This window comes from Nocardia suismassiliense, from assembly GCF_900269665.1.
Lineage (GTDB): Bacteria > Actinomycetota > Actinomycetes > Mycobacteriales > Mycobacteriaceae > Nocardia > Nocardia suismassiliense.
The window spans coordinates 7,843,318-7,862,862 of sequence record NZ_LT985361.1; the positions used below are offsets into that span (position 1 = coordinate 7,843,318).

Here is a 19,545-nt window from a genome sequence, read left to right on the forward strand (position 1 = left end):
TTCCTTACCTTCCAGGAGACTTCCCATGATCAACCTCGAACTCCCCAAGAAGCTGCGGGCCAGCGCGAACCAGGCCCACCAGGTCGCGACCGAGATCTTCCGGCCGATCTCGCGCAAGTACGACCTCGCCGAGCACGAGTACCCGGTCGAGCTGGACACCATGGCCGCCATGGTGGAAGGCCTCGCCGACTCCGGCACCCAGAAGATCGGCGGCGCCGCCGGTGGCCGCGAGGACGACAGCGAGTCGGACAACCACGCCACCGAGCTGCTCGGAAACTCCAACGGCGGCAACATGTCCGCGCTGTTGAACGCCCTGGAAACCTCCTGGGGTGACGTCGGCCTGATGCTCTCGATCCCCTACCAGGGACTGGGCAACGCGGCCATCGCCGCCGTCGCCACCGACGAGCAGCTGAAGCGGTTCGGCAAGGTGTGGGCCTCGATGGCGATCACCGAGCCGTCGTTCGGTTCCGACTCCGCGGCCGTCAGCACCACCGCCGTGCTCGACGGCGACGAGTGGGTGCTCAACGGCGAGAAGATCTTCGTGACCGCGGGTCAGCGGTCCACCCACATCGTGGTGTGGGCGACGGTCGACAAGAGCCTGGGTCGCGCGGCGATCAAGTCGTTCGTCGTACCGCGCGACGCTCCGGGGCTTTCGGTGGCCCGGCTCGAGCACAAGCTCGGCATCAAGGCCTCCGACACCGCCGTATTGCTGTTGCAGGACTGCCGGATTCCGAAGGACAACATCCTCGGCAGCCCGGAAGTCAACGTGGAGAAGGGTTTTGCCGGGGTCATGCAGACCTTCGACAACACCCGTCCGCTGGTTGCCGCGATGGCGGTCGGTGTCGCCCGCGCCGCCCTCGAGGAGCTGCGTGCCATCCTGACCGACGCCGGTGTCGAGATCTCCTACGACACCCCGCCGAACAACCAGCACGCCGCGGCCGCCGAATTCCTGCGCATGGAAGCCGATTACGAGTCCGCCTACCTGCTGTCGCTGCGCGCCGCGTGGATGGCCGACAACAAGAAGCCGAACTCGCTCGAGGCCTCCATGTCCAAGGCCAAGGCCGGCCGCACCGGCACCGACGTCTCCCTCAAGGCCGTCGAACTCGCCGGCGCCATCGGCTACTCGCAGCGCACCCTGCTGGAGAAGTGGGGCCGCGACTCGAAGATCCTCGACATCTTCGAAGGGACCCAACAGATCCAGCAACTCATCGTGGCCCGCCGGATCCTCGGCAAGACCAGTGCCGAGCTGAAGTAGTAAGTCGCACAAGGGAAACCGGTGCGCATCCGTTCGGCGGACGCGCACCGGTTTTCTATTGCATCAGCAGCTGCATCGTTCCAGGCCGGGGCCGTCAGTAGGCCGCCATGCGCCGAAGCCCCTGCTGACGCGTCGAGCTGGCTGGTTGCTGGCACGCGAGCGGGGTGGGTTGGTAGCATGAGGTCGTCACGCGAGTGATGCTGAGCGGTAGGACCGCCGCGCGAACGACGGCCCTACCTGGTGGGTTACCTAGCCAGCCAAACTCGGCGGACCAAGATGAGTGCCCCGGCGATTGCGACAGCAACGGTCAAGCTGATGCCGTAATCGACCGGGGCCTTGCTCTTCTTCTGGCGATGTTTCGCCATCCCCACCACCTCCTCCCTGGGCGCGATGTCTGGACCATGTCCATCGCCCCTCGGAAGGAAGTGCGCACCACAATACCCGCGTCTACCAACAACTTTCGGCTGCGCTCGAAACCATGTGCGAACGTGTTCGTTTCACTTTTGGCCTGGGTGATGACCGCAAAAGACGGTGGTTGCGGTCGGGAACTTCGAGACACGTATGCGTCTGGAACCCCCCTGGCCGGGGGTCGACACGGTGGGGCGGATAGTGGACCCGATCGGGGAACGCTGGCAACGTAACGTGCTGCGTTTCTTGATCGACAATTCAGCGGACGAATTTCTTTCGAGCTGTACCAGAGACCCTCGAGGAGCAACTGGATATGGAACGACTGAGCGTGACGCGTCGCCTTGCTACCGTTTTTGCCGCGACCGCGGTGGTAGCGAGTGTTTTTGCAGGTAGTGCCGGCGCGGAGCCGGCGACCGTAGACTGGGCAAGTGCCGCGCAGCAGCTGCGGGTGGCCGCGGCGGGTAACCCGGCGGCCGAGCAGGCGGTGGATCGCCTGGTGGCGTCGGGGCAGCTGAACAAGGCCGGAGAGGTGGCGCTGCCTGCGCAGCCGTTCCAGATTCCGGCGCAGTCGGATATCGGCCGTGGTGACGGGCCCGGTGTCTACGGTTCGGGCATCGCGCTCGGGATCGACGGGTTCCGGTTCGGATTCTTCGGCGGACCGGGCACGATCGCGCCGAACCAGGCGGGTGCCAAGCTGGAAGTGCTGTGGATCAACCTGTCCAACGGGCGCAGCGGCACCGAGGTGCTCAACGAGCACCAGGACATTCCCGTGGACACCACGATCAGGACGCGCCAGCTCGACACCGGCGGCGGCATGATCGTGGCCGCGGTGTACGGCAGCCTGTGGCACCGCTGGTCGGTTCCGGTGAGCGACGCGAACCCGGACGGGTTCCAGTACCAGCGCGGCACCATCTCGGTGCCGTCGTTCGGCGCCGTCTACAACTGATCGACCCGACGTTTCGGCCCCCACGGTGCGCACTGTGGGGGCCGAAACATTCTCGGAGCACCCGCGATCCACCTCTTGTCCGGAATTACGTAATTCCGTAGCTTCGGTGACGTGAGTCTGGAAGAGCGGGTTGCGGAACTCGAACGGCGGCTCGACGACATGATGGCCGACCAGGGCGGGCAAGAGGCGGGCGACCTCTGGGCGGTGACCCGCCTGCACGACGAATTCGTCGCGGGCGACGAGCCGAACGGCGGTGTGCTGTTCGCCGGTTCGGCCCGGCTACCTACCGGTGAGCACTACGGCTGGCAGGCGACCTTCACCACGGGCGACCTCATCGAGGACGACTGGGCCGAGACCGCGGAATGCCTTGCCGCGCTGGGCAACCCGGTGCGCCTACGGCTGTTGCGCGAGATCATGGGTGGTCGAAGGACCGCAGCCGAACTCGTCGGGCTGGAGGGCGTCGGCACCTCCGGGCAGGTCTATCACCATCTACGCCAGCTGGCCGCCGTCGGCTGGTTGCACACCGCGGGCCGCGGGCGTTTCGAAGTGCCCGCGGCCCGAGTGGTGCCACTACTCATCGCATTGGCCAGCGCGCGACGCTGACCGCCGGGCTCAGCAGCGATCGCCGCAGACGCACGGACCACCGGACTGACACCCGCACTGACAAGCCGGACCACACGTGCAATCCGGTGCGACAGCCGATCGAACAAGCTCGAGATTCATCATCGACGCAGCTCCATTCTTCCTTCGACTACCCCCTACCGGTATCGAACGCGCTCCGCGCGCCGCTGTCAAATAGCTCGCGGCCGGACTCGAGACGCCGTGGTGATGTGATCCCCGACACCCCGCTGCTACGGTAGTCACCTGATACGCCGTTTCTATATCGCTAGGTCGAGTACCGACGCGAGTTTGCTGGTGGAGGTGTTCGACCATGAAGTTGGCGCACGCGCTGGAGACTGTTAAAGCGCTTGGGGTGCTCCGGTCCCGCGGGGTTTCCGACCCGCGCAAGCCGTTGGAGACCATCAGGACGATCAAGGAATCCAAGATCTTCGGCCCCCAGGCCACCTTGATCCGGCATGCCGCGCGCATCACGCCCGACTCCCCCGGCCTGGCCGACGAGCGCGGCGAGCTGACCTACGGCGAGCTCGACAAGCAGTCGACCGCGATCGCGCGCGGGCTGCAGGCCGCCGGGATCACCGAGGGCACCGTCATCGGCGTGCTGGCCCGCGACCACCGCGGCCTCATCCTGTCGATGGTCGCCGCGGGCAAGCTCGGCGTGCGGGTGGCCCTGATGAACACCGGCTTCGCCAAGCCGCAGTTCGCCGAGGTGTGCCAGCGCGAGAACGTCAAGGCAATGCTGCACGACAGCGAGTTCCTCGACCTGCTCGACGCGCTGCCCGCCGACCTGCCCCGCTTCCTGACCTGGGTCGACGAGGGCACCGAACTGCCCGAGGGCGCCCAGACGCTCGACGATCTGGCGGCCGCCAATTCCACCGACGAACTGCCCAAGCCTGCCAAGCCCGGCGGCTTCATCATCCTCACCAGCGGCACCACCGGCCTGCCGAAGGGTGCGACGCGCAGCAAGGTCTCCCCGCTGGCGACCGCGCAGTTCCTCGACCGAATCCCGTTCCCCTTCCAGGGCGCCCAGGTGATCGTGTCGCCGATCTTCCACAGCACCGGCTTCGGCACCGGGCTCGTCGGCATGGCCATGGGCAACAAGGTGGTGGTGCGCAGGCGGTTCGACGCGGAGGCCACCCTGCAGCTGATCGCCGATCACAAGGCGCAGTTGCTGGTCGCGGTGCCGACCATGCTGCACCGGATGACTGAACTGGACCCGGCGATCCGCGCCAAGTACGACACCTCGTCACTGAAGGCCATCGTGCTCGCAGGCTCGGCGCTCTCGCCCGAGCTGACCATGAAGGCCACCAAGGTGTTCGGGCCGGTCCTGTACAACGTGTACGGCTCCACCGAATGCTCGGTCGCCACGGTGGCCAATCCGGAGGAGCTCGCGCTGTCCCCCGGCACCGTGGGACGCCCGCCGATCACCTGCGAAGTGCGGCTCTACGACGACAACGACAAGCAGGTCACCGCGATCAATACGACCGCGCGCATCTTCATCCGCAGCGGCACGCCGTTCGAGGGCTACACCGACGGCCGCAACAAGCAGATCATCGACGGGTTCATGTCCAGCGGTGATGTCGGCCACATCGACGAGCACGGCCTGCTCATGGTGGACGGCCGCGACGACGACATGATCGTCTCCGGTGGCGAGAACGTCTTCCCGCAGGAGGTGGAGAACCTGTTGCTGGAGCGGCCGGACATCTTCGACGCCGCGGTGGTCGGCGTGGACGACGCCGAATTCGGTAAGCGCCTAAGGGCTTTCGTCGTTCCCGAGCCGGGCCAGACGCCCGACGGCGAGGAGATCAAGGCCTACGTCAAGAACAACCTGGCCCGCTACAAGGTGCCGCGCGAGGTCATTTTCCTCGACGATCTGCCGCGCAACCCGACCGGCAAACTGCTGCGCCGGGTGCTGGTCGAGTACGAGGTCAACGCCTGACCCGGCGCGGGGCGACACCGTTTGGTTACCCGGCGGTAGGTGCTGTTGAGATACGTGACACACCGGGTTACAGATGCTTGCTATTGTTAGCGACAGCACTGGATCCCGAAGCTGCGGTCCGCACCACCCACCGGCTCAGCCCTGGGTGGGGCCGCCGGAAGGTTGTTGTCGAATGGTTGTCTCCTTCCCCGCGTTGAGTGGTACCGCCCGCAAGGCCGGCGTTCTCGCCTTGGGCGTGAACGTCATGGTCAAACGGCGGTTGTTCAATCCGCTCCGGCTCGATCACGCCGCACGCTCGGCGTTCAACGTGGTCAAGTTCGGCCCGTTCGCGGGCGTCGCCATGCACGCCGCCCAGACCAGGCCCGAGGCGGGCGCCATCGTCGACGAGGCAGGCGAGCTGACCTTCGGCCAGCTGAACGAGCAGTCGAACGCGCTGGCTCGCGGCCTCGCCGCACAGGGCCTCGAGCCGGGTGACGTGGTCGCGGTGCTGGCCCGCGACCATCGCGGCATGGTGCTGAGCCTGCTCGCGACCGGCAAGCTCGGCGTGCGCACGGTGCTGATGAACACCGGCTTCGCCAAACCGCAGTTCGCCGACGTGGCCGCGCGCGAGCAGGTGAAGGCGGTGCTGCACGACAGCGAGTTCGTCGACCTGATGAGCGCCATTCCCGCCGAGATCCCGCGGGTGCTCACCTGGGTCGACGCGAAGGACAATGTCGACCCGTCGGCCGCGACCATCGAGTCGCTGTCGGCGGGCCGGTCCACCGACCCGCTGCCCGCGCCCGCGAAGCCGGGCGGCATGGTCATCCTGACCAGCGGCACCACCGGCACCCCCAAGGGCGCGCCGCGCGACAAGGTGAGCCCGTTCGCCTCGGCCCAGTTCGTCGACCGGGTGCCGCTGCCGCACAACGGCACCATGATCATGGCCGCGCCGATCTTCCACGGCACCGGGCTCTCCCAGTTCACCATCGGCGTCGCCCTCGGTAACCGGGTCGTCTTCCAGCAGCGGCGGTTCGACCCGGAGCAGACGCTGGCGAACATCGTGAAGTACCGGGCCGATTCGCTGGTGGTCGTGCCGACCATGCTGCAGCGCATCCTCGACCTCGACGACGAAGTGCTGGCCAAGTACGACCCGAGCACCATCAAGGTGATCTTCGCGGCGGGCTCGGCCATCGCACCCGACGTCGTCACCCGCACCCTGGATTACTTCGGCGACACCCTCTACAACCTCTACGGCTCCACCGAATGCGCGGTCATGACGGTCGCCACCCCCGAGGACCTGCGCAAGGCGCCGACCACCGCGGGCAAGGCACCGGTCGGGATCCGGATCGTGCTGCTCGACGAGAACCGCAAGCCGATCACCGAGCCGAATGTCACCGGCACCATTTTCGTCGACAACGGTTTCGCGTTCACCGGATACACCGACGGCCGCACCAAAGAGGTGGTGGACGGCATGATGTCCAGCGGCGACGTCGGGCACTTCGACGCCGACGGACTGCTGTTCATCGACGGCCGCGACGACGACATGATCGTCTCCGGCGGCGAGAACGTCTTCCCGCTCGAGGTGGAGAACCTGATCGCCGGGCGCGAGGACATCTTCGAGGCCGCCGTGGTCGGGGTGGACGATCGCGAATTCGGCAAGCGTTTGCGGGCGTTCGTCGTGCCCGGCCCGGACTCCAAGCGCGATCCGCAGGAGATCAAGGACTTCGTCAAGGCGAACCTGGCCCGCTACAAGGTGCCGCGCGAAGTGATCTTCCTCGACGAGCTGCCCCGCAATGCCACCGGCAAGCTGCTGCGCAAGCCGCTGGTCGAGATGGACATCGAAGCGAGCTGAACCCCCGGAGTCCCGCACTCCCGGCCCGCACACCGTTAATTGAGCTCCCCACACGAATTCACAATCGGATTCGTGTGGGGACGACAGTGCGGGTGCAGCAGTGACCGCACGTGATCGGCATTTTCGGTTTCGCGCTGTTTATCGGGCGTTTGTCGGTGGGGAAGATGCGCGCAATTGGTCGGCTACTATCAGCGCGTGAGTATCGAGTTCGGCCGGTCGACCGCGGGGCACCGCGGCGCCGTCGCGTGGGTACGCGGTGGTTCGGCCGGAGCGATCTCGGCGACCATTTCCGTTGCGGCCCATGGCTGGGCGTCCGGGGGCATGTCGCCGGCCAGCACGACGCTCGTCCTGCTGGCCGCGGCCGCCGCGGTGATCGGCGCGCTGGTGGCCGCGCTCGCGCCGCTGCGTGACACCGCCGTCGGCCTGATCACCGCGCTCGTGGCCGGGCAGCTGCTCGGCCACTTCACCATGGGGTTCAATTCCGGCCATTTGCACCACGGCGATGCCCAGCTGACGCCGGCGATGCTCACCGCGCACGTGCTCGCGGCCATTGCCGCCGCACTGGTGATCCGCGGCGCGGAAACCGCCTATCGAACCGGCACCGCCGTGCTTTTCCACGTGCTGCGGTCGCCGCGCTCCGCACCCGTGCTCGCGGACCCCGCGCCGCTGCGCACCACACACCGCGACCGCGTCATCCTGCGCGTGCTCGCCGCCGCGTCGCTGCGGACCCGCGGTCCGCCACTCATGGTCAGCTGACCTCGACTCAGCACTTTTCACACGAAGACATCGCTCGTCGCCGTCTCGTGTCGTCCTGTCGACACCGCTGCGGCACCGGTCTTTCCACCGTGCCGTCATCGCGAAGCACTGCCGCGCAACGGATATCGGTCCAGCGCGCGATAAACATTGCTCGCGCCGCCGACGCATGCCGTCTTCGACCATCGCAGGAGTCCCGACCGAACATCGGGAACTACGCCCGCACACCGGGTTTCCCGAGCTGCAGAAACGAAAAGACCGTGAGCACAACAGAAACCATTAGACCCGACGCCGAATTACCACCGCCGCCTCCCGAATCCACGCCCGCGCGCAAACCGGCAACGCGAAACGGGCTGTACGCATTGGCCATGCGACTGCATTTCTACGCGGGCATATTCGTCGCCCCGTTCATTCTCATCGCCGCCGTCACCGGCGCCCTCTACGCGATCTCTCCGACCCTCGAGTCGATCGTGTCGCGCGACCTGCTGGCGGTCGAGGCGAGCGGCACACCGAAACCGCTGTCCGAGCAGATCAGCGCCGCCGTCGCGACCCAGCCGCAGCTCGCCCTGGCCGCGGTCGCACCCGCGCCGGGCGCCGAGGACACCACCCGGGTCTTGTTCGACGACCCCTCGCTCGGCGAATCCGAGCGCCGCGCGGTGTTCGTCAACCCGTACACGGCCCAGCCGGTCGGTAACTCCGTCGTCTACGGCAGCTCCGGCGCACTGCCCTTGCGCACCTGGATCGACCGGTTGCACCGGGATCTGCACCTGGGCGAGCCGGGCCGCCTCTACAGCGAGCTGGCCGCGTCCTGGTTGTGGGTGATCGCACTGGCCGGCCTGATCGTGTGGATCCGCCGGGTGCGCACACGGCGGAACCGGAACTCCGCGGGCTGGCTGTTCGCGCCGGATCGTTCGCAGAACGGCCGCGGCCGGACGGTGAATTGGCATGGCTCCGTAGGCATGTGGGTGCTGCCGATCATCCTGCTGCTGTCCGCGACCGGCATGACCTGGTCGACCTACGCGGGCGCCAACATCACCGAACTGCGTCAACAGCTGAGCTGGACCACCCCCGCGGTCACCATGGCATTGCCGGGAAGCGTTGCGCCCAGCCATGATTCGGGCGGCGATCATCACGATGGCCACCAGATGTCACCGATGCCGAGCAACCCGAGCGACCGGATCGCCGAGGTCGACCGGGTCGAGGCGACCGCACGCGCCAACGGTGTGAATCAGGCCGTCGAGATCACCATTCCCGCGCAGCCGGGTCAAGCGTTCGCGGTGAAGGAACGGCGGATGCCCGGCACGTACACGGTCGACGCGGTGGCGGTCGACGGCGCCACCGGTGCGGTCACCGATCGGCTCGCGTACGCCGACTGGCCGCTGATGGCCAAGCTCACCAACTGGGGCATCCAGTTCCACATGGGCTTGCTGTTCGGGCTGCTCAACCAGCTACTGCTGCTCGCCGTCATGATCGGGTTGATCACCGTGCTGGTGCGCGGCTATTTCATGTGGTGGCGCAGGCGTCCGACTCGTAGGACTGGGCGACCCGCGCTGGGCCGGGCACCGCGACGGGGTGCCTTGCGCCGGAGCTCACCGTGGATTGCGGTACCGGTAGTGGCGCTGGCGCTGGTGGTCGGCTGGTTCGCCCCACTGGTCGGGCTGAGCTTGCTCGCCTTCCTCGTGGTCGACGTGCTGGTGGGAGTCACGGCAAGAAGGCGCGCCGCGTAACCCGAAAAGGGTGCGCGGCGGTTGACCGCAAAGGTGCACGCCGCGTAACCCCCGCACTGGGTTCCTCCCCGGATGAGACGGTCCGGCTGGTCTAACAGCCAGGCCGTCTCGACCGGAGAGGAACCCCGTGCACCCCGAGTGTGCTTGCGCTGTCGCGGAACTCGGGGTGCGGGTTCGGCGAGCGGAGTGTCAAGTGTCGGCGCATGGCATCTACCTCCGTTTCATTGTTTCGATTGATCAACTAGTGGTGACTAGCTGTAGAGCCTGGCGACGAACGCCCGCATATTGGCCAGCATCCGCTCGACCTTCTGCTCGGGGTTCAGGTTCTCCCGATACCGGTTGCCCAGCGCCGGGGTCTTCTTGCCGCGCGCGTACAGCGAGCAGGCCAGATCGGTGCACATATAGGTGCCGATCGTGTTGCCCTTGCGTCCGGACGGACCCGCTTTGGCCGCCGTCAGCAAGGAAACGGCGCTGCCGGTGTGCGTGGTCAGGCAGATCGAGCACATCTGGGCCCGACCCGACCCGCCGGTCTCGTAGCGCAGCGCGACGCCGACCAGTTCGTCGTCGTCCTGCGGGATGACCAGATAGCACCGGCCCGGCAGCGACGGGTCGCTCCAGCCGAGGAAATCGAGGTCGTCCCAGGGGCGTTCGTCGAGTTCTCTGGGCATCGGCAGCCGTTTGGCCTCGGTTTTGGAACAGTTGATGAACGACGACCTGATGTCGCGCTCAGTCACGGGTTTCATGGCGTTTCACTCCATTCCTTCTGATCGGTAACAAACCGCAGTGACGTTACGGGGCGCGACGGTCGCCGATCAAACGCATTTCACTCGCCGATACCGGCTGGTCAGCTGCCTGTGCAGAGAATCACCGGACCGGTCGGTCGCTGTTGAGCGGGCCAGATGGCCGTGTCGGTCTGTTTGTCCCCCATCGCGCCGGGTATGCGCGGGATGTCCTGAGTCGCCACGTCACGAGCGACCGAGTGAGTGCCCGCCCCGGCGAGGCTGCGGGGTCGGGCGACGAAAGGGGTTTATGTGAGTACGTTGGCCGCCACAGTGGACGTCGAAGTCCCGGTACGCACCGCGTACAACCAGTGGACGCAATTCGAGACGTTCCCCCAATTCATGGAGGGCGTCGAAGAGGTGCGCCAACTCGATGACAAGCACACGCACTGGCGGATCCATGTCGGTCCGGCCACGCGTGAATTCGACGCCACCATTACCGAACAGCATCCCGATGAACGGGTCGCCTGGAAATCCGACAGCGGCCCCGAGCATGCGGGTGTCATCACGTTCCATCGCCTGAGCGATACCACCACCCGGGTCACTGCCCAGATGGAGGTCGATCCGGAGGGCTTCGTGGAACACGCCGCCGACAAGCTCGGCGTGCTGAAGCACCGCGTCAACGGAGATATGCAGCGCTTCAAGGAGTTCATCGAAAAACAAGGTCACGAGACCGGCGCCTGGCGCGGCGATATCCCGCGTCCGGACGCCTGACCGAAAGGCAGCCAGTCATGGCAACATTCCAGCCGAACGCGGCAACCACCGAATGGACGCCGACCAGAATCGCCGCCCTCGCCGTAGGCGCCGTCTTCTTGATAGTCGGTGTGCTCGGCTTCATCCCGGGCGTCACCACCGACTACGACACGATGACCTTCGCCGGGCACCACTCCGACGCCGAACTGCTAGGCGTATTCGAAGTTTCGGTGCTGCACAACATCGTGCACCTGCTGTTCGGCGTAGCCGGCCTGCTCGCCGCACGCACCTTCCAGGGCGCCCGCTGGTTCCTGCTCGGCGGCGGCGCCATCTATCTGGTGCTGTGGTTGTACGGCCTGATCATCGATAAGGGCAGCGCCGCCAACTTCGTCCCGGTCAACGATGCCGACAATTGGCTGCACTTCGGCCTCGGCCTCGGCATGGTCGTCCTCGGCGCCCTGCTGCCACGGCTCGGCGCGCCGGGTCACGCGGGTCAGGGCAGCCAGGCCTTCCGATAACCCTTGCGACACAACTGAATACGCTCTGCGCGAGCCCCGCCCGGGTAGTCCGGGCGGGGTTTCGCAGGTGTCAGGGCATTTCCGACGGTTCGTCCGGTAACTCGGCGGCGGGCGCCTTCTCCGGCACCGCGATCGGGCGCAGGACGACCCAGGCGATGAAGAGCAGGGACACCACGCCCATGCCGATCCCCGCCCAGAGATTCACATTGATGCCACCGGTTTTGGCTTCGTCGGCGGCGGTATGGCTGACCAGGCCGGTGATGATCAGAATGATGCCGTAGCTGCCGAGTAGGGCGCCGACGATGGTGCGGATGTCGAAAAGCATGGCGGCTCCTTATCCGACAATGATGTTGAGAGCGATGACGAGCACCAGGGCGATGCCCGCGAGCAGCACCGGGCGCTGATACCAGGGCAGCGAGGCCTGCTCCGGATCGGTGCGCACTTCCTTCGGCGTCTCCGAGTAGACCAGACCGACGAGCTCGGCGACCGGCTTGGGCTGGGTCACCTGGGTGACCAGCACGCTGACCACGATGTCGACCGCGAACGCCACACCGGCGGCCACGAAACTCGACCCCTGGCCGGACAGGTGGAACACCTCCATCTGGTGCAGGATGAAAATCACCACGGCGGAACCGGTTCCGCAGACCAGACCCATCCAGCCCGCGGTCGGGGTCATCCGTTTCCAGAACATGCCGAGGATGAACGTCGCGAACAACGGTGCGTTGAAGAAGCTGAACAGCGTCTGCAGGTAGTCCATCATGTTGCTGAAGCTGGACGCGATGAACGCGGTGAAAATCGCCGTCACCGTCGCGCCGACGGTAGCCCATCGGCCGATCGACAGGTAGTACCCGTCCGGGCGGTCCTTGCGCACGTACTGCTGCCACAGGTCGTAGCTGAACACGGTGTTGAACGCCGAGATATTGGCCGCCATGCCGGCCATGAACGCCGCGAGCAGACCCGCGATGCCCACCCCGAGCAGGCCGTTGGGCAGCACGTCCTTCATCAGATACAGCAACGCCTGGTTGTAGGTGGTGTCACCGCTGAAGTCCGGATTCGCCGTCTTCGCCGCCTTGTACTCACTCATCTGCGGCACCAGCACCGCGCTGATCATGCCGGGGATCACCACGATCAGCGGGATGAACATCTTCGGGTAGGCGCCGATGATCGGGGTGCGCCGGGCCGCCGAGATGGAGTGCGTCGCCAACGCGCGCTGCACCTCGACGAAGTTGGTGGTCCAGTACCCGAACGAGAGCACGAACCCGAGCCCGAACACGATGCCGAGCACCGAGAGCATGTTGTTGCCGAACCCGCTGAGCTCGTTGCCTGGCCACGAATCCAGTTGCGTCGCACCGCCCGGCGATGCGGACACCTTCTCCCGCAACCCGTCCCAGCCGCCGACCTTGTGCAGGCCGACCAGCGTGAGCGGCAGCAGCGCGGCCACGATCACGAAGAACTGCAGTACCTCGTTGTAGATCGCGGCCGACAGCCCGCCGAGGGTGATGTAGGACAGCACGATCACCGCCGCGATCACCACCGACAGCCACAGCGGCCAGCCGAGCAGCACATTCAGGATGGTGCCGAGCAGATACAGGTTGACGCCCGCGATCAGCACTTGGGCGATCGCGAAGCTGAGCGCGTTCACCAGGTGCGCGCCGGTACCGAAGCGCCTGCGCATGAACTCCGGCACGCTGCGCACCTTGGAGCCGTAGTAGAACGGCATCATCACCACGCCGAGGAACAGCATGGCGGGGATCGCGCCGATCCAGAAGTAGTGGAAGGTGGGGAAACCGAATTGGGCGCCGTTGGCCGACATGCCCATGATCTCGACGGCACCGAGGTTCGCGGAGATGAACGCGAGGCCGGTCACCCAGGCGGGCAGCGAACGCCCGGACAGGAAGAAGTCGATGCTGGACGAGACCCGCTGTCTGGCGAGTAAGCCGATGCCGAGTACGAACACGAAATATAAGGCGACCAGCGCGAAGTCGACCGGAGCCGCGTCCAGGCGCAACTCCGAAGCGTCTAAATAGGTCGATGCCATCGACTGCGGCTCGGCGGCGAGCAGCGCGGACGGCAGAACGGGTGAATCGACAAGCGGCACAGCGTCCCTCCTGGCGGTGAAACCGGGCGTCGAGCGAGATCCTTCGTGGTACGAGATCGTGCGTCTACGGGTACTGCGTGGCGCGCGCGACTCCCTCGTCGCCGGCCGAATGGTGTCGGCCGACACCTACTCTGCGTGATTGTGCCTCACTCGGGGGGCACAATCGTGCACAAAAAGCTGGGCGGTCGCTCAGTCGGCGCGGTGCGCCCCGGTGGAAGGGCCAACGACGAAGGTGCGTGGCTCGGCAAAGCCCGCGCGGGCGAACCGATTCCGCACGGCCGCCACCACGGCCTCGGTGCGTTCGCGATCGACCAGCGCGAGGGCACTGCCGCCGAATCCGCCACCGACCATCCGCGCGCCGTGCGCCCCCGCCGCGAGCGCCGCGGCGACGGCGGCGTCCAGCTCGGGCGTCGACACCTCGAAATCGTCGCGCAGTGAGGCGTGCCCCTCGGTGAGAACCGGCCCGATGGCACGCGGATCGGCACCGCTCCGCAATTTTTCCGCAACTGTCAACACTCGGGCGTTCTCGGTCACCACGTGTCGCGCCCTGCGGCGCAACACCACATCGGTGATCCGGGTGAGCGCGGCCACCGAATCGACGTCGCGCAGGGCGGGCACCCCGAGTTGCGCGGCGGCAGCTTCACATTGGGCGCGTCGTTCGCCGTAGCCACCGTCGACCAGCTCGTGCGGCTGGCCGGTGTCGATCACTAACAGCTCCAGTCCGTATCGCGCCAGATCGAACGGAATCTGTTCGTGCGCACCAGTATTCGCGTCCGCATCGGCGGCCTCGGCGGCGAAGCGCCGCACGTCGAGGAACAGCGCGTGCCCCGCCGTGCAGAGGATCGAGGCGGACTGGTCCAGCAAACCGGTCGGCGCGCCGACATAGCCGTTCTCCGCGGCGCGGGCGAGGTCGATCAGCTCGCGATCGGTGACGGCGGGCGCGAACAGATCCCGCAGCGCGATGGCCACCGCACAGGACAGCGCCGCGGACGAGGACAGTCCGGCGCCGATCGGCACGGCGCCGTCCAGCTCGAACTCGACCCCGCTGATCTCATGACCACGCCGCACGAATTCGGCGACGACGCCCAGCGGGTACCGCGACCAGCCGGGCACCCCGTCCCGGCGTTTCGCGAGCTCGGCCACCTCGACCAGCACGATCTCGTCCGGCCGCTGCCGGGAGACGACCCGCACCTGCCCGTCCGCGCGCGCCTGGGCCGCGCACTGCACTACCAGCGGCAGTGCGATGGGCAGCACGAACCCGTCGTTGTAATCGGTGTGCTCACCGATGATGTTGACCCGCCCCGGTGCCACCCACGTCTGCACTTGCCCCTCGCTGTCTGTCGAGTCCGGTTGCCCTGGCCCACGTTACGAGACACGCCGCACGAGCACTGCTTTCGGCCGGCGCAGGTGCGCGATGTTGTTTCGTGCCGCACAGTCGATTTTGATGTAATACCGGCCTGCAAAATGGGCCGCGCGTTTTCGGAGGCACTATGATTCACACCACCCCACGCAGCGGACCAGTGGGGCCGCGCAGCCGCCTACTCGGGCTGCCGTGGATAGATCGACTACGCCCGCCCTCGGGCAGACCGGTCTACGGGGCACCACTGACGATAGAGATAGGCGCTGCGACGGGAGTAGGGCCGACAGCCATGTCGGCCTTCGATGCGGCACTACGCGAGCTGGGAGTGGGTGATGCCAACTTGATTCGACTCTCGTCGGTCATTCCGCCACGCGCCACGCTCGAACGCACCGCACGAGTACGCAAACCGATCCCGTGGGGCGACCGCCTCTACTGCGTGTACGCGGCGCAGCACGCGCTCGAACCCGGCCAGACGGCGGCCGCCGGTATCGGTTGGGTACTGCGCGACGACGGTTCCGGCGCAGGCCTTTTCGTCGAGCACGAGGCCGAGACCACCGAAGAGGTGACCACACTGATCCAGTCGAGCCTCGACGACATGGCACGGCATCGGCCCGAGAGCTTCGGGCCGGTCCGCATGTGCACGACCGAAGCCCGCTCCACGACCGGGCCGACCTGTGCATTGGTGCTGGCCGCCTACCGCACCGCACCGTGGGGTTGGCGCGGATGAAAAGCTATGCCGAGGGTGCCGAGTCCGGGGTGGCCTCGCGAGGCAACGTGCACGTCACCGTGGAAAACGCGATTCCGGATGACCAAATAGCCCTATTTCAGGGCCTGTACGAAGAGGCATTCGGTCCACTACGAACCAAAGCCATCGCCAGGCAGGTGCTGCATCCTGAGGAATTTCGCGCGGAGATGGTCGATCCCCGGGTAAACAAGCATGTGGCACGCCTCGAATCCGGCGAGCCCATCGGAATGACCACGCTGACCAAGCATCTCGACACAGTCCCGTGGATCAGCCCGGAGTACTTCATCGCCCGGTATCCGGAACACGCGGCGCGCGACGCGATCTACTACGCCGGATTCACCCTTGTTGCGCCAAGTGCCCGACATGGGTCCGCATTTCATGCCATGATCGAGTCAGTTGTCCAGGTTCTCGTTGCCGATCGTGCCGCGGTCGGTTGGGACATTTGCTCGTACAACAACACTCGGTTTTCGTTCGCCGACAGTATTCGCGTCATGGCGGAGGAACAGGCGAACGTCGAGATCGTGGTGGAGGATTCGCAGATCTACTACGCGGCTCGGTTCACAGGGGATGGAGCGACCTAGGGGGGCTGATGACAGTCAGCGAAGAGCGTTCGGCAGACCAGCGGCGCCAGTTCCGAACACGTTGGTATGCACTCCTCCTGGGGGCAAGCGCGGCCGCGATCGCAGTGCACGTGACGGTCGACTCCCAGCTGCTGTCGTTGCTGACACTGACGATCGTGCTCGCGGGCACCGTCGCGATGATCGCTTTCGGCCTGTGGGCGTACCGCCCGCCGCACCCCTTGCCCTGGTATCTGCTGTCGGCTTCGGCGGTGCTGTCCGGCACGGGCGCCGCCCTGCGCAATATGTCCGAACACGGCCTGCACCCGCTCGACGACGTGTTCACGCTACTCGGATATATGGGCGTCGGCCTGGCCGCGCTGATTTGGCTGCGCCCGCGTCGAGTTCGCTCGAACTATGACTTGCTGCTGGACTCCGCGCTGATCGGGCTCGGCGCTCTGCTCGCGTCCTGGACCTTTCTGATCTCACCGATCTTGCAGTCCCACGACACCACCCTGAACACGATGGTGGCCGCCACCTACCCGGTGCTGGATGCGATGCTGTTGACGCTGATCGCGCATTCGGTGGCCACCTCGATCCGCTCGGAATCCTCACTGCGGCTACTACATGTCGGCCTGATCGCCGCGCTGCTCGGCGATCTCGGCTACAGCCTCCAGACCACGGGCGCTATGACGATCGGCCGTCAGATGCTGATGGTGCCGCTACTCGCGGCGTACGCGATCGTCGGCGTCGCGGCGCTGCATCCGACGATGACGAGCCTCGGCACGCCGCGGCAGATCCACCCGCACCATTCCCGTCAGCGCGCCAGCTTCATCGCGATGGCGTTGATCGTGGCGTCGTTGGTGCCCGTGGTCGGCTCAGCCCTGGACCCGCTGAACCGAGTGGTGGTGTCGTCGCTGTTCGCACTGCTGCTCATCGGGGTGCTGGTGCGCAGCGAGCGCGCCATCGTGCGCAGCTCGCGCAGCGAGCGGCGCGCGCAGTATCAGGCCGACCACGACGTGCTCACCGGGTTGTTGAATCGATCCGCGTTGCTACGCGCGCTGAATCGCAACAGCGAGCGCTGGGCCGAACGGCCGCTGTGTCTGCTGTTCATCGACCTGGACGGCTTCAAGATGGTCAACGACAGCTACGGGCACGCGGTCGGCGACGAGCTGATCGCGAACGCGGCCTCGCGAATTCGACGGGTAGTGCTGCGCGAGGATGTGGTCGCGCGCTACGGCGGCGACGAATTCGTGGTGCTGTCCCCGCTCGACCGACAGCACGCCGCGACGCTCGCCGAGCAGCTGCTCGGCGCGTTCGTCCGGCCGTTCGACCTGAGCGCGGGCGAGATCCCGATCACCGCGAGCATCGGCATCGCCTGCGGCAGCCCGCGCAGCGCCGAATCGACCGTCTACGACCTCATCCGCGAGGCGGATTCGGCCATGTATCACGCGAAGGAATACTCGCTCGGCTACGCGTTCCACGACGACGCGCGGCACGCGCCCGACTCCGCTGTGCGACACATGACGAACGACCCGGCGCGGCACGCCGCCACCGAGCCGGGCCGGCGGATCTGGCGCGCGAGCCCCAGGTCCACCAGCACCGCGGTCTGAGCTAGTCGACCAGTTCGTCGAGCAGGCGCTTGGCGGCCTCCAGCTCGGCCTGTAACTGCTGCACCTTGGCCTCCTGCGCCTCCCTGGCCGCGTCGAGGATGCCGGCCACCACGTCGGCCACCTCGGGGTGCAGGATCTTGGCGGCCTGCGCCACGGCCGAACTCGGCACCGCGAGCCCGCGCACGGCGCGCTTCTTGCCGCTGACCACGTCGACGGACCATTCGCCGTCGGCGGTGCCGGTCAGCGTGACGGTGACCTCCGCCGTCTTCGCCTTCGGCCGGGCGGGAGCCTTGGCGGCCTTCGCCGGGGCCGGGGTGGACTTGGCGGCGGGCTTGCCCGCACCGCCGTCCTGATCGTCGGATTCCGGCGTGCTCGCAACGGGTTTCGGGACGACCGGTGGCGGCGTGACAGAACTGGGGGTGGGTGGTGTCGCAGTGCTCGTCAAGGTCGACGGCTGGGTCACGGGTGATTCCTTCCTGGTTGTCGACTTCGGCTGGGCAGTGGAAACAGGGGCCGCCCCGCGGGGCGGTTTGGTCAACGTCACTTCTGTCGGAGAAAAGGACAGTACATCCTTCGATCCGGTGGGCCGGACCTGCAGGAAGTCTCCGTCGGCCGGGTCGCCGAGGGAGATCACCTTTCCCGACCGTCCTTCCGGCACGCCCACCGCGGCGGCGGTGAACCACACCATGGGCGGTCGGCCACCGGCGATATCCGTGGCGATCCGCTGAATCTCGCTGTCCGACAATGGCTTGGGCTTGGTTTTAGGCGACGGCATGGTGACTCCGAGCAATATTCGTGGATGGCTGCGTGCACAGATGATGCCGCACCGCACCGACAGATTCGCAGGCCGCTACGAAATCGAGTCCCAGAACACGATTCTCGCGAGGCCAGCGAATATCGAGCTACGGACGTTTCCGGCGCCCGATCGCCGGTTAGCTCAGTCGCCGTCGAGCGGCGCGCGCAACGCCGGGAACCAAATATCGGTGAGCACCTCGGCCGCGCGTTCGGCGGAGACGTTGATGGTGCCCTGCACCGCCCAGCGGGTGAAAAAGCGCTCCAGTTGGGCGACAAGCAGTTCCACCCGCAGCCGCGCCTCGTCGGCGCGTTCGGCGGGCCAGCGGGCGAGGTAGGAGGTCATCGCGTTGGGCAGCGCCAGGATGCCGTTGCGGGCGATCTCCCGGAATTCCGGCTCCAGCGCGGTGGCCTCGTCCCAGGCGGGCAGCAGGTCCTTGTATTCGTGGAACCAGTCGATGGCCCTGGTCACCCAGGCGACGAACTCGGCGCGCGAACCGGTGTCGAGCACCCGGTCCAGATCCTCGTAGAAGTGCAGGGCGCTGGGTGCGGTGCTCTGCTCGGCGATCGCGCGCAGTATCTCCAACTTGCTGGTGAAGTGCAGATAGAAGGTGGCCCGGCTGCAACCGACCGCCGCGACGATGTCGTCGACCCGCACCGCCGCGTAGCCGCGCGTACTGAACAGCTCCTTGGCCCCCGCCATCAGCCGGGTCCTGGTCTGCTGCTTCTGCTCGTCCCGCAGGCTGCCGCCCACCGGCGTCGAGTTCGTGCGCAACGGCTACCCCTTGTCGGTCGAAAGTTGTGCTGACGTGCGACTTTCGCTGGAGCAAGTCTACTGGTGCCCGTGCCGTCCACGGCCTTCACTAGACAATACGTCATTCACTAGACACGCTGTCTAGCCAGTGTTACGTTG

At 66.5% G+C, this 19,545-nt stretch carries 18 protein-coding genes; 12 read left to right on the forward strand and 6 right to left on the reverse strand.

Annotated features, from left to right (window positions below):
- Positions 1-25 precede the first annotated feature (25 nt).
- The 7 genes from DBO33_RS35035 (at position 26) to DBO33_RS35065 (ending at position 9,477) form a co-directional block, all read left to right on the forward strand.
- Complete coding sequence (locus DBO33_RS35035; RefSeq protein WP_107658868.1) at positions 26-1,255, forward strand: acyl-CoA dehydrogenase family protein; 1,230 nt, start codon at positions 26-28, stop codon at positions 1,253-1,255.
- Between the two features lie 721 nt (positions 1,256-1,976).
- Complete coding sequence (locus tag DBO33_RS35040; protein ID WP_107658869.1) at positions 1,977-2,609, forward strand: hypothetical protein; 633 nt, start codon at positions 1,977-1,979, stop codon at positions 2,607-2,609.
- A 111-nt stretch (positions 2,610-2,720) separates the two neighbouring features.
- On the forward strand, positions 2,721-3,212 hold the full coding sequence (locus tag DBO33_RS35045; protein WP_107658870.1) for an ArsR/SmtB family transcription factor: 492 nt from the start codon (positions 2,721-2,723) through the stop codon (positions 3,210-3,212).
- 328 nt (positions 3,213-3,540) lie between these two features.
- The gene (locus tag DBO33_RS35050; protein ID WP_107658871.1) at positions 3,541-5,166 is read left to right on the forward strand and encodes an acyl-CoA synthetase; all 1,626 of its coding nucleotides are present in this window, start codon (positions 3,541-3,543) and stop codon (positions 5,164-5,166) included.
- Positions 5,167-5,338: 172 nt separating this feature from the next.
- Positions 5,339-6,997, forward strand: a complete 1,659-nt coding sequence (locus DBO33_RS35055; RefSeq protein ID WP_107658872.1) for an acyl-CoA synthetase — start codon at positions 5,339-5,341, stop codon at positions 6,995-6,997.
- Between the two features lie 195 nt (positions 6,998-7,192).
- Entirely contained in the window at positions 7,193-7,753 is a 561-nt protein-coding gene (locus DBO33_RS35060) for a hypothetical protein (protein ID WP_107660857.1), read from the forward strand.
- Between the two features lie 257 nt (positions 7,754-8,010).
- Positions 8,011-9,477 (forward strand): PepSY-associated TM helix domain-containing protein, encoded by a 1,467-nt coding sequence (locus DBO33_RS35065; protein WP_407670569.1) that lies wholly within the window; start codon positions 8,011-8,013, stop codon positions 9,475-9,477.
- 251 nt (positions 9,478-9,728) lie between these two features.
- Here DBO33_RS35065 and DBO33_RS35070 read toward each other — a convergent pair whose 3' ends face one another.
- Entirely contained in the window at positions 9,729-10,220 is a 492-nt protein-coding gene (locus DBO33_RS35070) for an FBP domain-containing protein (protein ID WP_107658874.1), read from the reverse strand.
- Between the two features lie 288 nt (positions 10,221-10,508).
- Here DBO33_RS35070 and DBO33_RS35075 point away from each other — a divergent pair, with 288 nt between their 5' ends.
- Together DBO33_RS35075 and DBO33_RS35080 are read left to right on the forward strand one after the other, a co-directional pair.
- A complete protein-coding gene (locus DBO33_RS35075; protein WP_107658875.1) occupies positions 10,509-10,970 on the forward strand; it encodes an SRPBCC family protein in 462 nt (153 codons plus the stop codon).
- A gap of 17 nt (positions 10,971-10,987) precedes the next feature.
- Positions 10,988-11,467 (forward strand): DUF4383 domain-containing protein, encoded by a 480-nt coding sequence (locus DBO33_RS35080; protein WP_107658876.1) that lies wholly within the window; start codon positions 10,988-10,990, stop codon positions 11,465-11,467.
- A 70-nt stretch (positions 11,468-11,537) separates the two neighbouring features.
- On the opposite strand, the gene DBO33_RS35085 is transcribed toward DBO33_RS35080, so the two are convergent.
- From DBO33_RS35085 to galK, 3 genes are all read right to left on the reverse strand, one after another.
- The gene (locus DBO33_RS35085; RefSeq protein ID WP_107658877.1) at positions 11,538-11,792 is read right to left on the reverse strand and encodes a hypothetical protein; all 255 of its coding nucleotides are present in this window, start codon (positions 11,790-11,792) and stop codon (positions 11,538-11,540) included.
- A 9-nt stretch (positions 11,793-11,801) separates the two neighbouring features.
- Entirely contained in the window at positions 11,802-13,505 is a 1,704-nt protein-coding gene (locus DBO33_RS35090) for a sodium:solute symporter family protein (protein WP_107660858.1), read from the reverse strand.
- 249 nt (positions 13,506-13,754) lie between these two features.
- Positions 13,755-14,888 carry a galactokinase gene (gene galK / locus DBO33_RS35095; protein WP_107658878.1) on the reverse strand — a complete coding sequence of 378 codons (1,134 nt, stop codon included), beginning with the start codon at positions 14,886-14,888 and terminating at the stop codon, positions 13,755-13,757.
- 287 nt (positions 14,889-15,175) lie between these two features.
- On the opposite strand from galK, the gene DBO33_RS35100 reads away from it, so the two are divergent.
- The 3 genes from DBO33_RS35100 to DBO33_RS35110 all read left to right on the forward strand — a co-directional run bounded on the left by DBO33_RS35100 (position 15,176) and on the right by DBO33_RS35110 (position 17,840).
- A complete protein-coding gene (locus DBO33_RS35100; RefSeq protein WP_267897923.1) occupies positions 15,176-15,652 on the forward strand; it encodes a pyruvoyl-dependent arginine decarboxylase in 477 nt (158 codons plus the stop codon).
- Complete coding sequence (locus tag DBO33_RS35105; protein ID WP_107658879.1) at positions 15,649-16,251, forward strand: hypothetical protein; 603 nt, start codon at positions 15,649-15,651, stop codon at positions 16,249-16,251. Before DBO33_RS35100 ends, DBO33_RS35105 begins: the two co-directional genes overlap by 4 nt.
- A 110-nt stretch (positions 16,252-16,361) precedes the next feature.
- Positions 16,362-17,840, forward strand: a complete 1,479-nt coding sequence (locus DBO33_RS35110; RefSeq protein ID WP_234391218.1) for a GGDEF domain-containing protein — start codon at positions 16,362-16,364, stop codon at positions 17,838-17,840.
- Between the two features lies 1 nt (position 17,841).
- Here the strand turns inward: DBO33_RS35110 and DBO33_RS35115 are convergent, their stop codons facing one another.
- Together DBO33_RS35115 and DBO33_RS35120 are read right to left on the reverse strand one after the other, a co-directional pair.
- Positions 17,842-18,615, reverse strand: a complete 774-nt coding sequence (locus tag DBO33_RS35115; protein WP_107658881.1) for a DUF6319 family protein — start codon at positions 18,613-18,615, stop codon at positions 17,842-17,844.
- Between the two features lie 162 nt (positions 18,616-18,777).
- Complete coding sequence (locus tag DBO33_RS35120; RefSeq protein ID WP_234391219.1) at positions 18,778-19,407, reverse strand: TetR/AcrR family transcriptional regulator; 630 nt, start codon at positions 19,405-19,407, stop codon at positions 18,778-18,780.
- Positions 19,408-19,545 lie beyond the last annotated feature (138 nt).

Bases quoted from the DNA above. Each gene is read 5' to 3' on its own strand.
- DBO33_RS35080 (WP_107658876.1), top strand. From the start codon at position 10,988: ATGGCAACATTCCAGCCGAACGCGGCAACCACCGAATGGACGCCGACC.
- DBO33_RS35085 (WP_107658877.1), bottom strand. From the start codon at position 11,792: ATGCTTTTCGACATCCGCACCATCGTCGGCGCCCTACTCGGCAGCTAC.
- DBO33_RS35070 (WP_107658874.1), bottom strand. From the start codon at position 10,220: ATGAAACCCGTGACTGAGCGCGACATCAGGTCGTCGTTCATCAACTGT.
- DBO33_RS35105 (WP_107658879.1), top strand. From the start codon at position 15,649: ATGAAAAGCTATGCCGAGGGTGCCGAGTCCGGGGTGGCCTCGCGAGGC.
- DBO33_RS35090 (WP_107660858.1), bottom strand. From the start codon at position 13,505: ATGGCATCGACCTATTTAGACGCTTCGGAGTTGCGCCTGGACGCGGCT.
- DBO33_RS35115 (WP_107658881.1), bottom strand. From the start codon at position 18,615: ATGCCGTCGCCTAAAACCAAGCCCAAGCCATTGTCGGACAGCGAGATT.
- DBO33_RS35050 (WP_107658871.1), top strand. From the start codon at position 3,541: ATGAAGTTGGCGCACGCGCTGGAGACTGTTAAAGCGCTTGGGGTGCTC.
- DBO33_RS35055 (WP_107658872.1), top strand. From the start codon at position 5,339: ATGGTTGTCTCCTTCCCCGCGTTGAGTGGTACCGCCCGCAAGGCCGGC.
- DBO33_RS35040 (WP_107658869.1), top strand. From the start codon at position 1,977: ATGGAACGACTGAGCGTGACGCGTCGCCTTGCTACCGTTTTTGCCGCG.
- DBO33_RS35035 (WP_107658868.1), top strand. From the start codon at position 26: ATGATCAACCTCGAACTCCCCAAGAAGCTGCGGGCCAGCGCGAACCAG.